Source organism: Arthrobacter glycogeni (assembly GCF_054510815.1).
On record NZ_JBTNDV010000001.1, the window covers coordinates 389,973 to 403,019 of the forward strand.

A 13,047-nucleotide genomic window follows, 5' to 3' on the forward strand; every position below is an offset into this window, starting at 1 on the left:
CTATCCTGATTGGCGGGGCAGCCGATCACCCACTGCCCCTTAGATTACGTCTCAGTCATGTAGTGGCCGGAACAGGACTGCGTAAATACCAGCCGCGCCGACTGCCATCACCACCGCCGAGGTCATGAGTACTGCTGCCACGTCCGCCGCGAGGACACCGCTGCCCATCCCTTTCAGGCTGCGGCGGTATCGGACCCGCTGGCTTACATAGATCCCGAGCGCCGCAGCCAGCAACGCGGTGATGAGGATCAAGGCAAACCACCCGTGCTGGGGCACCCAGCGCACAAAGAGCACCCCGCAGATCACCAGGGCCAACAGTGTGCGCCCCCAGGCCAATGAGGTGCGTTCGGGCTGGAGCCCCGTGTCAGCGGGCTTCGCGCTGCTCATCCGGACGCGGTCAGGCCGGTCGGATGGCCACGACAACGACGACGACGGCCGCGACCACCGTCGCGCCGAGAGCCAGTAACGGGGCAAGGAGCGGGAGCGGGAGCGGCGATCCGTGGCGCATGGACCGCTCTACGCTCAACCATCTGAAGCACGCCGCTGCAGCGATCAGCATGGCCAGCAACAACAGCAGGATCGCGATGGCTTTGCGGACCACCGGGTCAAACAGGTCGACGGCGAAGGCCTCAACGGCGATTCCGCCGGCCAGTAGCGCCAGCGATGTCCGGATCCAGGCGAGGAAGGTCCGCTCGTTGGCCAGCGTGAACCGGGGATCCGGATCGGTACCGCCACCCAGCAACCGCTGCGTCAGAGACACGCGGTGAGGAGATTTATCTGATGAGACGGCCATCCCCTCATCCTAGCGAGCCCCCTCCCTCCCTTCTCCTCTCGCCGCACAGTCAGATCTCGCGACCACTTGAACTCGCCGAGTCGCCAGATCTCGCTGTTCGGCGGAGGGGCGGTCTCGCTCTGGAACGCACCCAGGATAGGATTGAACCCGAGAAGGGGAGTAGCTCCCGTTCAGCACCCTTGCCACCCGGGGAACTGAGCAGCGGCCTGTCGACACACTGGCCATCGATGACGATGGCCCGGCAATCCACCGGCGAAGGCTGCCGGCGAGCGAGACCTTCGGCCGCTTTACGACGGCCGGAGCCCCGTCACGGCCCTGGTCGCTACAGACCAGGAGACCCACGTGACACAATCCCACGACGATCCAGCGCCCGCCGATATCCGCCGCTGGCGGCAGTATCTGGCAGATGAACGCGCCGAGGCGGCGACCTACCGCTATCTGGCGAGCCGCCGTGACGGCGAGGAACGCGAAATTTTGCTCGCCTTGGCCAAAGCCGAAGGTCGGCACGAAGCACACTGGCTATTCTTGTTGGGCCCCGACGCCGGGAAACCGGCCCGCCCCTCCCTGCGTAACCTGGTGCTCGGCTTCCTGGCCCGGCGTTTTGGCAGCGTGTTTGTGCTGGCCCTGGCCCAACGGGCCGAAAGCAGGTCACCCTACGCCGGGGATCCCACGGCAACGGACGCGATGGCAGCCGATGAGCAGATCCACGAAGAGGTGATCCGTGGGCTGGCGACCCGCGGCCGAAACCGCCTGTCCGGCAACTTCAGGGCAGCAGTATTTGGGGCCAATGACGGGCTGGTCAGCAACCTGGCCCTGGTGCTGGGCGTCGGCGCCACCGGCGTCTCCACCGGGTTCGTTCTCTTCAGCGGCATCGCCGGTCTGCTGGCCGGGGCCTTATCCATGGGTGCCGGCGAGTACGTGTCGGTGCGGTCGCAGCGTGAACTGCTGGCTGCGTCCCGACCCACCCAGATCACCCTGACCGCTGCCAAAGAGCTGGACATCGACGCCAACGAACTGGTGCTGGTCTACCGGGCCCGGGGGATGTCCCGGGAAGCGGCCGAGCACCGCGCCTCGGAACGGCTGGGCCTGGTTGATTGCGACTGCGATCCGAGCCTGTCCCTCCAACTAGAAACCGCTGGCAGCCAGGATGAACACGAGCAGATCGGGACGGGGCTGGGGGCAGCCGCGTCCAGTTTCTGCTTCTTCGCCTCCGGCGCCGTGATCCCCATCCTGCCGTACCTGGTCGGGCTCAGCGGGCTGCCAGCCGTGATCATCGCCTGCGTCCTGGTCGGTTTGGCGCTGCTGGGAACCGGCGCCGTCGTCGGGCTGCTCTCGGGCGCGTCACCCCTGAAGCTGGCGCTGCGGCAGGTGGCGATCGGACTGGGTGCCGCCGCCGCCACCTATCTGCTGGGGCTGCTGTTCGGGGTCGGGCTCCTCTGATCGGGTCTTGTTGTCCGGAGGTCAGGCCTTCGTGACGTACTTCTCCAGCTTCACCAGGGTCTTCTCCATCGCGGCGGGATTCTTGCGGAGAAATCCCATCGGCCGCAGGACGATGCGCCCGGTGACCGAGCGGGCATCCCACTGCTCGGTCACCAAAGTGCCGCCATCACGGGGCTCAAGGGTATAACTCCAGGTGGCCTTCGTGAAGTGGCGCCAGGTGATCCGGCGCCCCTCCTCGAACTCGGTGACCTTGTTGAGGATCTTGTACTTCGCCCCGATGCGCATGTCCATCCCGAACTTGGCACCTTCGTAGAGGCGCTGCGGGCCACCCGGCTGCTCGCCCTTGACCGTGTCCGAGCCGTCGATGACGCTATGCAGCGCGGGCGTTGCCAGAACCTCAAAGATGTCGCTTGCGGGTGCGTTGATGAATCGTTCACGGGTAATCAGGTAGGGGCTCATGAACCTATTCTGCCCTGCCCAAGCTGGCGCTCCCAGACCACGCCTATTTGAACGCTACGGTGCGGGGCGCACCGTCATAACCCCCAGCCGGTGCGCCCAGGCCGAAGAGTGTCCCGACCGTAGGTGCGACGTCGATGGTTCGCGCCGGTTCGGATGATACCCGGCCGCGTTTCACCCGTGGGTGGCCTCCGGTGACGAAGAACGGGATGGGCTCAGTCGCCGGGTGACCGTGGTTTCCGGGAATCGGGTTGGACACCACGGCAGGATCCGAGAAGCGCCAGCCAGCCCGGCAGGTAGCGATCAGATCCCCCGCCTCCGGTCCAAGCCGGAGATTGGCTGGAACATCAACGGCGAGCACTCCCGGGTGCGACAACACCAGACCCCGGATCTCCGTCAATGCCGCCTCCCGTGCCGCAGGATCACCAATCCAATACAACAGGTCGGCGCCACCGTTCTGGGCGATCACCAGTTGCGAGCGCAAGTCGGGACGGGTGCCGAGGATGGAATTCACCGAAATAACGTTGGTGGGAATGGACCAGTCCATCGAATGATCGGCCAGCACGAGAACTACGCTGGATTCCCATTTCCCCGTTTCTTTAAGACGGGTGATGAACCGGCCCACCTGAAGGTCAGTCGATTTGAGGGCAGCGGTACGCGCGGCCTTCACCGTGGTGCCGCTGAGATCGCTGTGGCCCATCCGATCCACATCACCCAGGTTGGTGAAGACCAGGTCAGGGTCCACCGAGTCCACCATAGCGATTAGCGCGTTCATGGTCGCAACGTCCGGGGCATGGCCGCTCACGGGAATGATCGGGTTCGGCTCCCAGCGGTACGTTGCCCGCTCACCGAAAATACCGAACAGGTAGTCCTTGCTGAGCACGGTACCGGTGGTATGGCCCGCCGCATTCAGGCGTTCCAAGAGGGTGATGAACCGGAGGTCGGAGGGCCGGTCGAGATCGCGCAGCACCGACTCGGCGCGGTCATAGATCTTGTTCGCTGGCACCCCGGTCCGGTCGGGCCGGGCGCCGGTCATCATCATGACGTGATTGGGAATGGTTTCCATCACCGGCAGGGAGCGCGCAGCCGGGAAGTTGGTGCCTTGTGACCGCAGCTGCGCCAAATTCGGTGTGAGCGACGACGTAATTTCGCTGGGTTTGCAGCCATCCACCACCAGCACATACACCCTGAGCGGGCTGCTCGCCGCCGTGGTCCGCGCCCAAGCCGCACCGTGCATTCCGGAAAGAACGACGGCGGTTCCACCTGCCGCGGCTATCCGCAGGAACTGCCTGCGTGAGGAGCCGCTCACAGTACACCGCCTGCAGCAGGAGTGACGCGTTGAGTGCCTGCGTCGACCCGCCACGAGGTGGAAATTCTGCTGGTCGAGGCTTTGTCTGTTCGCTCAGACAACACGTACCAGTCCATTCGAACCCCGGACGGGGTGACGTCCAGCACCGAGTACCCGTGGGAGTCGAAGTCCAGGTACTTCACGTGTGGATTGCTGGCTTTGAAGGCCTCCTCCACCGCGATCGACGCTGTGCGAGGGGGAACGTTCAGGATGTCATCGAGGTTGTCGCTGGTCACTGAGGTGCAGACCAGTTCGGTGGCAACGGAGTTGCCCGAAGCCGGGTAGGTGAGAGGATCCGCCGGAAGGTCGCAGGCCCAACCCGAGTGGATGTCACCGGTCAGAAACACTGTGTCGGTGACAGCGTTGTCCCGCAGATGCCGAAGGACCCGCGACCGGTCGGCCGTGTAGCCGTCCCACTGATCGACGTTGTAAGGAGCACCGTCGACCGTGGTGGTGCCGACCAGCTCCTGGACGGCACCCACCTCTGACGCGCTCAGCGTCGAAGGGAAGCGAACCGGCGTGATCATGACCGGGTTGCCCACCAACTTCCATTGGGCTTCCGGCGCTGTCAACCCGCTGAGCAGCCAGGACATTTGAGCTTCACCGGTAATGGTGCGGTCCGGGCTGTTGATGGCGGGATCCACCACTGAGGATGCCTGCTCGCTACGGTAGCTACGCAGATCCAGCATCGAAATGCTGGCCAGTGCCCCGAAGGTGAGCCGCCGGTATAAGTTGCCACCCGGTTCATACCGGACGGGCATCCACTCGGCATAGGCCTGCTGCGAGGCGCCGAACCGCGCTCGCCAGGCCCCCTCGGCTCCCTCGGTATGGTTCTCCGCACCATTCGCCCAGGCGTCGTTGGCAGACTCATGGTCGTCCCAGGTCACCACAAACGGCGCCGCGGCATGCAGCGCCTGGAGATCAGGGTCGGTCTTGTACTGCGCGTGGCGTCGGCGATAGTGCTCCAGGGTGGTCATCTCGACGGCCGGGTCATGCGGCCGGACGACGACGTCGCGGGCCTGGTACTCACCGGGAGCATATTCGTAGAGGTAGTCGCCGAGATGCAGCACAAGATCCAGGTCACCGCGGGCGGCTAGGTGCCGGTAGGAAGAGAACCAACCTGCCTGGAGGTTAGCGCAGGACACGACGCCAATTCGCAGCTTATCCACCGGTGCACCCAGTGCCGGTGCAGTCCGGGTCCGGCCAACCGGTGAGACGGTCTTTCCGAAGCTGAAGCGGTACCAGTAGGTTGTTGCTGGAGCCAGGCCCCTTGGCTCAGCTTTGACGGTGTGGTCACGGGAGGCTCCTGTCAGCGTGGCGCCGCGGGCAACGACGCGGCGGAAGGCTGGGTCCAATGCCACCTCCCACTTAACCGTGACGTCCGCCCCTCTGCCGGAGCCCGGGGTCGCGGCGGCTTCCGGTGTGACCCGCGTCCACAGCAGCACGCCGTTCGGAAGGGGGTCACCGGAGGCGACCCCGAACCGGAACTGGGGGCTGACCGTGGGCCGGCTCACACGAGCAGCCTGGGCCGAAGGAAGGACTGCCGGCCAGGCGGCAGCCCCGGCTACCGCGGTGACACCTGCGGAGCGCAGTAAAGTTCGTCGAGTGAGGGGCATCATGTCTCAATTAGATAACGACGATGAGGTGCCGGCGACTAATTATCCCGCCTGTGCGGCAACGTTAACGCAGTGTTTCAGTACTCGACGGCGAAAGTTGGCCTGAAGTTGGTTCCGGTGGCGTGTTCCCCGTGTCTGGCCGGGTTCCCATGTCGGCCCGGCCCAGTGGTGCGGATGTAAGGGGGTCCGGCTCGATTACCGTGGACAAAGGTGTTTCCTCCACAAAGCACAACAGCACGGCAGCTATCAGTCCCAGCGGCGCCAGGTAGAGGAAAAGTGGGGTGAGGGCGTCGTTGTAGGACTCGATCACTGCGCTCCTGGCGGCGTCCGGCAGCGTGTAGACCAGTTGCGGGGTGAGCGAGTTGGCGCCGCCCTCGGTGGTCACCGACCCACCAGGAAGACGTTCGGTCATCAGATCGGCGACCCGCGTGGCGAAGAGGCTGCCGACGATCGCCGAGCCCAGAGTCGCACCGATCTGGCGGAAGTAGTTGTTGGAGGCGGTGGCCGTTCCGACCATCCGGTTGGGGAACGTGTTCTGCACGATCAGCACCAGGATCTGCATGCTGAGGCCCAGGCCCGCGCCGAGCAGACCAATGTAGGTGGAGATGATCCACAGCGCGGTGGCCGGCTGGATGGTCGAGAGCAGGAAGAGTGCGACGGCGACAATAAGTGCCCCCACGATGGGCATCCATTTATAACGGCCGGTCCGGCTGACGACGATCCCCGACCCGGTGGAAGTGAGCAGGAGCGCACCCATCATCGGAATCATCAGCAGACCTGAGTTGGTGGCACTGGCGCCGGTGACCATCTGCAGGTAGGTCGGCAGGTAGCCAATGGCACCGAACATGGTGACGCCGATCAGGAGGCCGCCCGCGGTGGTCAGGTTAAAGTTGCGTTCCCGGAAGAGGTGCATCGGCAGGATCGGCTCGGCGGCGCGTCGCTCCACCATGACGAAGGCGACACCGCTGATGATTGTTGCAGCGATGAGACCGAGGACGACCGACGAGGTCCAGTCGTACTGGGTTCCGCCCCACGTACCGACCAGCACTACGGAGGTGGTGGCGATGGCCAGCAGCATCATGCCCCCGATGTCGAGCCGGGAGCTGTTGATCTTGCGGCTCGGCAGGTGCAGGAAGAACCCCACCACGAGGAGCGCGAGGACGCCGAGCGGCATGTTGATCCAGAACATCCAGCGCCAGCCGGGGCCTTCGGTGAAGAAGCCTCCGAGCAGGGGTCCGGCGACCGAGGCGAACGCGAAGACGCCACCCATGGTGCCCATGTACTTTCCGCGTTCGCGGGCGGGGACGACGTCGGCGATGATCGCCTGGGAGAGGATCATCAGCCCGCCCCCGCCAAGTCCCTGGATGGCGCGGCCCGTGATCAGCCACGGCATGTCCGGGGCGAGACCGCCAACAATCGAGCCGACCATGAAGATGCTGATCGCGATAAGCAGCAGGTTCTTGCGGCCCATCAGGTCTCCGAGTTTGCCGTAGATCGGCATCACGATAGTGGCGGTCAGAATGTAGGCGGTGATCACCCAGAGCATCTGGTCAACCCCGTTGAGCTCGCCGACAATCGTCGGTAGCGCCGTGCTGAGGATCATCTGGCTGAGGGCCGCCAGAAGCATGGAGAGCATGAGGCCGATGAACAGCAGGAGCATGCCGGTGCGTTTCTCGACAACGGCGGCCGGTGCGGTTGTGGTACTGGTGCTCATTGGATTTCCGGGAGGACCTCTCTGAGGAGTGCGTTGGCGGTGGTGAGGGCCGCGAACTGGTGGTCAAGGGTGGGGGCGTGTGCGGACTCCTGCATCGCGTAGCGCAGGGGTGCTCCGGCGATCAGCACGATCATGCGGGAAATGTCTTCGGACCGGTGCTGGTGGGCGACGTCGGCCCATTTTGCCGAGTCGGTGATGCCCGCGGTGACCACGTCGCGGACCAGCTGTTCTACCTTCAGGAAGTAGGCGAAACGGCGCTGGCGGAGTTGCGGGAACTGCTGCATCACCTCCATGCGGAGACTTTCGCCGTCGCCGCCACCCTCAGTGGAGTGCACCACCTGGACGAGCAATCGGGACACCTGGTCGAGGAGGTTCGCTTCGACGTCGAAGGCCGTCAGCCAGGTGTCGTCGATTGACGGATCCTGCAGGCCGAGGATCGCGTCCTCTTTGGTGCCAAAGTAGTTGAAGAAGGTGCGAGCCGAAACATTGGCCCGAGCGGCGATCGCCTCGGTGGTGACCCGGTCGGGGCCGTGCTCGAGGGTGAGCCGGGCGGCAGCATCATGCAGCGCGGCCCACGTCTCGGTGCGTTTCCGGTCCCGCAGGGAAAGTAGTTGACTCACCGAACGATTGTGCCACCCGGTGACGTTTTACACAACCGCAAAATTGCGGCGCTGCATAATCTTCGTGTTCAGGTGGGCGTTAAACGCCCGACGCGCCGACAGTCGCTGTGCAACAACTGCCGGCGCGTTCAGGGGTGGAGCTACGGCTTCAGGAGCACCTTGATGGCGCGGCGCTCGTCCATGGCTTTGTAGGCCTCCGCTGCATCCTCGAGTGGCATCTCGACGTCGAACACCTTGCCCGGGTTGAGCTTCCCGGCAAGCACATCGGCTAGTAGGTCCGGGATGTAGGTGTGGGCCGGCGCCATACCGCCGCCCACTGTGATGTTCTTGGAAAACAGCACACCGATGGGTAGTTCCGCGCCACCGGCGGGAACGCCGACAAACCCGAGGTTTCCGCCGGGACGGGTGCTGGCCAGGGCCTGCTCCATCGACTCCTTGGTGCCTACGCACTCGAGCACCGAGTCCGCCAGCACTCCCCCGAGCAGTTCACGAACCTTTGCTACGCCCTCCTCGCCGCGCTCCGCGACAATGTCAGAGGCGCCGAACTCGCGCGCCAACGCTTGCCGGTCCTCGTGCCGGGACATGGCGATGATGCGCTCGGCACCGAGCCGTTTCGCCGCCAGCACACCGCACAGGCCGACGGCGCCGTCGCCGACCACCACCACGGTGCGGCCCGGGCCCACCTGAGCACTCACCGCGGCGTGATGCCCGGTGGACATCACATCGGAAAGGGTGAGCAGACTCGCGGTCAGTTCCCGGTCGGGATCCGTCACGCCGTCAACCCGTCGGAGGGTGCCTTCTGCCTGGGGTACGCGGACAGCCTCACCTTGTGCTCCCTCAACGTAATGCCCGAACTCATCGTCGCCTCCCCAGGAGGTGAGGTGGTCACAGGCGACTGTCACTCCGTTCAGGCACTGGGGGCACGCGCCACAGCTGTCGACAAAGGGGGCAATCACAAAGTCGCCGACGGCCAGGTCTTTCACCTCGGCGCCGACCTCCTCGACGACGCCAACGAACTCGTGCCCGATCGCCCGGGTGCCGCGGTTCTTGCTGATCCCGCGGTACGGCCAGAGATCCGAGCCACAAACGCAGGAGGCAGTGACCTTCACGATGACGTCGGTTGGACGCTTGATCGTCGGATAGTCACGGTCCTCAACCCTGATGTCGCCGGGACCGTGAATGATTGTGGCACGCATGCATACTCCTCAGACTGGGGGGTGTGGGTGTTCAATCAGCTTAGCGCGGCCATCACGGCACGGGTTCCGGCACAGCTGCCCACTAAGACTGGCTCCCCGGTGAGCATGGAGGTCTATGCCCGACGGCGCCCCCCTCCCAACGGGCAGGTGTGCGCCGAGGGCACAAAAAAGGCCCCGGCGGCTGGACGAATCCAGCCCCCGGGGCCTCTCGGTGAAGGAATTACAGTCCCGCGTACACCTCGCGGAGCAGTGTGGCGGTCTCGGATGGCGTCTTGCCCACCTTGACCCCGGCAGCCTCAAGGGCTTCCTTCTTGGCCTGGGCCGTTCCCGCGGAGCCGGAGACGATGGCGCCGGCGTGGCCCATGGTCTTGCCCTCGGGAGCCGTGAAGCCCGCCACATAGCCGACCACCGGCTTGGTGACGTTGGCCTTGATGTACTCGGCGGCCCGCTCTTCAGCGTCGCCACCAATTTCACCGATCATGACGATGGCCTTCGTTTCCGGGTCCGCCTCGAACGCAGCAAGTGCGTCGATATGGGTGGTCCCCACGATGGGGTCTCCCCCGATGCCGATGGCGGTCGAGAAGCCCAGATCGCGCAGCTCGAACATCATCTGGTAGGTCAGGGTGCCTGACTTGGAGACGAGACCCACGCCGCCCTTGCCGGTGATGTTCGCCGGGGTGATGCCGACCAGGGACTCGCCCGGCGTGATGATACCGGGACAGTTGGGTCCAATGATCCGGGTGACCTGGTTGCCGTCGGCGTCGACGCGTGACTGGGCAAGCGCCCAGAACTCGGCCGAATCCTGCACGGGAACACCTTCCGTGATGATGACGACCAGGCCGATGCCAGCCTCGATCGCCTCAACGACCGCGTCCTTGGTGAAGGCTGGGGGCACGAACACGATAGAGACGTCCGCGCCGGTTTCCGTCATGGCTTCGCTGACCTTGCCGAAGACCGGCAGGATGACATCGCCGTGGGTGACCGTGGTGCCAGCCTTGCGGGCGTTGACTCCACCGACCACCTGGGTACCCGCAGCGAGCATCAGCGCGGTGTGCTTGGTGCCTTCGCCGCCGGTGATGCCTTGCACAATGACCCTGGAGTCTTTGGTGAGAAAGATTGACATACGTTATTCCTTAATCCTTTGGACCCGGCACGTTCGTAAGCCGGGAAGTGCAGGCTCGATCAGCGGGCGGCGTAAGCCAGTTCGGCGGCCTTGTCGGCGCCTTCATCCATGGTGTCGGCGAGGGTGACCATCGGGTGGTTCGCCTCGGCAAGGATGCGGCGGCCTTCCTCGACGTTGTTGCCGTCGAGGCGGACTACCAGGGGCTTGTTTTCCTTGTCGCCCAGGATCTGAAGCGCCTCAACAATGCCGTTGGCGACCGCGTCACACGCGGTGATGCCACCGAACACGTTCACGAACACGCTCTTGACCTGCGGGTCGTTCAGGATGACGTCGAGCCCCGCTGCCATGACGGCCGCTGATGCTCCACCGCCAATGTCCAGGAAGTTGGCTGGCCGCACGTTGCCGTGGGCTTCGCCGGCGTAGGCGACGACGTCGAGCGTTGACATGACCAGGCCGGCACCGTTGCCGATGATTCCCACTTCGCCGTCTAGCTTGACGTAGTTGAGGTCGTTGGCCTTGGCTTTGGCTTCGAGAGGATCGGCTTCATCCTGATCCTCAAGGGCTGCGTGGCCTGCCTGACGGAAGCCAGCGTTCTCGTCGATGGTGACCTTGCCGTCGAGGGCGATGATCTCGCCGCTTCCGGTCTTGACCAGCGGGTTCACCTCCACGAGGGTGGCGTCCTCCTTGACGAAGACGTCCCACAGCTTGATGATCGCGGTGATGACACCGTCGTGCAGCTCAGGGGCGAACCCAGCCGTCTCGACGATTTCACGGGCCTTCGCCTGGTCAATGCCGACGGCGGGGTCGACGGCGATGCGGGCCAGCGCCTCGGGGCGCTCCACGGCCAACTGCTCGATCTCCACGCCGCCCTCTACCGAGCACATGGCCAGGTAGTTGCGGTTGGACCGGTCCAGCAATACCGAGAAGTAGTACTCCTCGACGATGTCGGCGCCCTGCGCGATCATCACCTTGTGAACAGTGTGACCCTTGATGTCCATGCCAAGGATGTCCGAGGCGTATTTGAACGCCTCGTCGGGCGTTTTGGCGACTTTAACGCCGCCCGCTTTGCCGCGGCCTCCAACTTTGACCTGAGCCTTGACGACGACGACGCCGCCGATTTTCTCGGCCGCCGCCTTTGCTTCCTCGGGGGTGTGCGCCACGATGCCGGCGAGCACGGGTACCCCGTGTGCCTCAAAAAGATCGCGCGCCTGATATTCGAACAGATCCACAGGCCAGTGTCCTTCTACGTCGAAGTGGGTTTACACAGGGAACTTTAGTCCCTCGGCGTTCGGCGCCCTGCACAGACTACCGGTTTAGTGACCAAGGGCACACTTCTATGGTTTGTAGAAATGTCGATGGATGAGCTATAGCGCACTCCCTAGCGTCAGGCTCGGCCAGCCAGTTTCCCTGGCGTCATGTCGGCGATCAAGCCTCGTCGCTCGGTTAGCCAGTAGACCAGAGCAACGATCGCCAGCATGACGCCGAGACTCGTGAACACTTCCAAACCCACTGGACCCCGTCCGCTGACCTTGCCGTCCAGGGCAAAGGTGATGGTGATCGACGACAGCATGAACAGGGGAATCATTGCCATAATCACGACAATCCCGATTCTTCGAGCGACCAGGGGCCGACGTTTTGCCGAAACATAGAGCGCCGGGACGATGAGAACAATCCACACCCAGTGGTGGAACCACGAGATCGGTGAGATGGCAAGCATCACAATAGCGTTTGCGCTGATCGCCGCCACCAGGTCGCCATTGCGTTCCGCGCGCTGGATGGTGAAGAACCCCAGAAGGATCACGGCCAGTGCACTGCTGAGCCAGAGGGGCCGCTGGAGGGACTCCGGTGCTCCGAGATGTGAGACCAGAGAATTCAGCGAGACGTTATACATGTCGGACGTGTCTCCGACCCGATGGGGATTGGAGAGCGAACTGAACCAAAACGTGCTGGCCTGTCCAGGCATGAACAGCCACCCGACGGCGATGGTTCCGGCGAACGAGGTTCCCAAAGCGATAACTGCCCGCCAGTCGCGGCGCACCAGGAAGATCAACCCGAATGCCAGCGGGGTGAGTTTGATTCCGGCAGCCAATCCAATCAGCGCGCCGCGCGGCACGCGGGTCGCCGGACGGATAAGGTCCACGACGATGAGCACCATGATCATGGGATTGATCTGGCCGAAACCCAGCCCTTCCCGCCACGGACCCATCACACCTATCAGGACAGCTGCGACGACGACTGGCCAGACCGAGCCGACCCCCGGATCGCCGCCCCGCCCCGGGACCAATCTATTTTTCGTCAGGTAGCCGACGACGAAGATGGCTGTCAGCACCAGACATACCAGCGATGTGCCGGTAATGAACCACAAACCCAACCAGTCAGGGATAAAGGCGAAGGGGGTAAAAGCCAGAGCCGCAAACGGAGGATAGGTGAAAGGCAGACCGGGCGTTCCCGGGGCGGACCCGTACAGCTCGCGATCGCCGTCCATGCCGAGCATGGCGAGGGCGCCGTCGCGGTATACCCGAAAATCGAGTCCGTGGATCTGCGCCACAACCACCACGGCGAACAACGCTATAGGCAATCCAAGCACCAAGACAGTGGCCCGCGCCGACGACCGGTGAGAGACCTTCAAACGCATGGCTCCGAGTCTAGAGGCACTTTACAACGGGAAAATCGCAGCAGGACCGGTGGTGCAACAGGCACACCGCTTGACGCCTAGCTTCTGCTGCGCTGAGCGCGGGCCT

Annotated in this window: 12 protein-coding genes; 1 reads left to right on the plus strand and 11 read right to left on the minus strand. The window is 64.1% G+C overall.

Annotated features, from left to right (window positions below; all coding sequences use genetic code 11):
- Positions 1-51: 51 nt before the first annotated feature.
- Complete coding sequence (locus tag ACX80G_RS01735) at positions 52-387, minus strand: DUF202 domain-containing protein (RefSeq protein ID WP_459305243.1); 336 nt, start codon at positions 385-387, stop codon at positions 52-54.
- A gap of 10 nt (positions 388-397) precedes the next feature.
- Entirely contained in the window at positions 398-793 is a 396-nt protein-coding gene (locus ACX80G_RS01740; RefSeq protein ID WP_459305244.1) for a YidH family protein, read from the minus strand.
- Positions 794-1,135: 342 nt separating this feature from the next.
- Here ACX80G_RS01740 and ACX80G_RS01745 point away from each other — a divergent pair, with 342 nt between their 5' ends.
- A complete protein-coding gene (locus ACX80G_RS01745) occupies positions 1,136-2,233 on the plus strand; it encodes a VIT1/CCC1 transporter family protein (protein WP_459305245.1) in 1,098 nt (365 codons plus the stop codon).
- Positions 2,234-2,254: 21 nt separating this feature from the next.
- Here ACX80G_RS01745 and ACX80G_RS01750 read toward each other — a convergent pair whose 3' ends face one another.
- From ACX80G_RS01750 to ACX80G_RS01790, 9 genes are all read right to left on the minus strand, one after another.
- Positions 2,255-2,692, minus strand: a complete 438-nt coding sequence (locus ACX80G_RS01750) for an SRPBCC family protein (RefSeq protein WP_459305246.1) — start codon at positions 2,690-2,692, stop codon at positions 2,255-2,257.
- Between the two features lie 43 nt (positions 2,693-2,735).
- Positions 2,736-3,998 carry an alkaline phosphatase family protein gene (locus ACX80G_RS01755; RefSeq protein WP_459305247.1) on the minus strand — a complete coding sequence of 421 codons (1,263 nt, stop codon included), beginning with the start codon at positions 3,996-3,998 and terminating at the stop codon, positions 2,736-2,738.
- Positions 3,995-5,656, minus strand: a complete 1,662-nt coding sequence (locus tag ACX80G_RS01760) for an alkaline phosphatase D family protein (protein ID WP_459305248.1) — start codon at positions 5,654-5,656, stop codon at positions 3,995-3,997. The genes ACX80G_RS01755 and ACX80G_RS01760 overlap by 4 nt, the downstream gene beginning before the upstream one ends.
- 61 nt (positions 5,657-5,717) lie before the next feature.
- Positions 5,718-7,367 carry an MDR family MFS transporter gene (locus ACX80G_RS01765; RefSeq protein ID WP_459305249.1) on the minus strand — a complete coding sequence of 550 codons (1,650 nt, stop codon included), beginning with the start codon at positions 7,365-7,367 and terminating at the stop codon, positions 5,718-5,720.
- Positions 7,364-7,987, minus strand: coding sequence for a TetR/AcrR family transcriptional regulator (locus ACX80G_RS01770; RefSeq protein WP_459305250.1), 624 nt, complete (start codon positions 7,985-7,987; stop codon positions 7,364-7,366). Before ACX80G_RS01770 ends, ACX80G_RS01765 begins: the two co-directional genes overlap by 4 nt.
- A gap of 140 nt (positions 7,988-8,127) precedes the next feature.
- The gene (locus ACX80G_RS01775; RefSeq protein WP_459305251.1) at positions 8,128-9,183 is read right to left on the minus strand and encodes a zinc-dependent alcohol dehydrogenase family protein; all 1,056 of its coding nucleotides are present in this window, start codon (positions 9,181-9,183) and stop codon (positions 8,128-8,130) included.
- A 220-nt stretch (positions 9,184-9,403) separates the two neighbouring features.
- Positions 9,404-10,306 (minus strand): succinate--CoA ligase subunit alpha, encoded by a 903-nt coding sequence (sucD, locus tag ACX80G_RS01780; RefSeq protein ID WP_459305252.1) that lies wholly within the window; start codon positions 10,304-10,306, stop codon positions 9,404-9,406.
- 59 nt (positions 10,307-10,365) lie between these two features.
- Positions 10,366-11,535, minus strand: a complete 1,170-nt coding sequence (gene sucC, locus ACX80G_RS01785) for an ADP-forming succinate--CoA ligase subunit beta (RefSeq protein WP_459305253.1) — start codon at positions 11,533-11,535, stop codon at positions 10,366-10,368.
- Positions 11,536-11,690: 155 nt separating this feature from the next.
- Entirely contained in the window at positions 11,691-12,941 is a 1,251-nt protein-coding gene (locus ACX80G_RS01790) for a glycosyltransferase 87 family protein (RefSeq protein ID WP_459305254.1), read from the minus strand.
- Between the last annotated feature and the right edge of the window lie 106 nt (positions 12,942-13,047).

Coding starts and splice junctions, on each gene's coding strand:
- ACX80G_RS01790 (WP_459305254.1), bottom strand. CDS start 12,941: ATGCGTTTGAAGGTCTCTCACCGGTCGTCGGCGCGGGCCACTGTCTTG.
- ACX80G_RS01750 (WP_459305246.1), bottom strand. CDS start 2,692: ATGAGCCCCTACCTGATTACCCGTGAACGATTCATCAACGCACCCGCA.
- ACX80G_RS01740 (WP_459305244.1), bottom strand. CDS start 793: ATGGCCGTCTCATCAGATAAATCTCCTCACCGCGTGTCTCTGACGCAG.
- sucD (WP_459305252.1), bottom strand. CDS start 10,306: ATGTCAATCTTTCTCACCAAAGACTCCAGGGTCATTGTGCAAGGCATC.
- ACX80G_RS01735 (WP_459305243.1), bottom strand. CDS start 387: ATGAGCAGCGCGAAGCCCGCTGACACGGGGCTCCAGCCCGAACGCACC.
- ACX80G_RS01775 (WP_459305251.1), bottom strand. CDS start 9,183: ATGCGTGCCACAATCATTCACGGTCCCGGCGACATCAGGGTTGAGGAC.
- ACX80G_RS01760 (WP_459305248.1), bottom strand. CDS start 5,656: ATGATGCCCCTCACTCGACGAACTTTACTGCGCTCCGCAGGTGTCACC.
- ACX80G_RS01765 (WP_459305249.1), bottom strand. CDS start 7,367: ATGAGCACCAGTACCACAACCGCACCGGCCGCCGTTGTCGAGAAACGC.